The sequence below is a fragment of the Alsobacter sp. SYSU BS001988 genome (assembly GCF_054796215.1).
The window spans coordinates 1-347 of the sequence record NZ_JBTAMK010000067.1; the positions used below are offsets into that span (position 1 = coordinate 1).

At 76.7% G+C, this 347-nt stretch carries 1 protein-coding gene; it reads right to left on the reverse strand.

Annotation, left to right across the window (positions count from 1 at the left end; all coding sequences use genetic code 11):
- The coding region (locus ACYVO7_RS25825) for a recombinase family protein (protein ID WP_460452623.1) at window positions 1–347 on the reverse strand (347 nt) is incomplete at both ends.

The window sequence follows — 347 nt, forward strand, 5'->3', positions numbered from 1 at the left end:
GCGCAGATCCCGGCGACGCCGCGCCGCTCGCCTCGAAGCCCTCGCGGCCGGCCCCGCCCGGCCCGGCGCCGAACAGATGGGCGGGCGCGGGCGCGCGGGTGGCGAAGCCGGAGCCCTCGACCTCCTCGCGCAGATAGAGCCCGCCCAGCACGTCGGGAAAGCCGTCGCGCAGGGCGAAGGCCCGGGCCCGCATCTGCAGCATGCGCTTAGGGTATTCGCTCCACGGCCCGGCCTTGCCCCACACCCGGGCCCGGATGGCGTCGGCGGTGTCGAAGCTGCGCACCAGCCAGCTTCGCTCGCCCTTGCGCCGGACCTGGCAGACGGCGGTCCAGCTCGCCTCGCCGTCG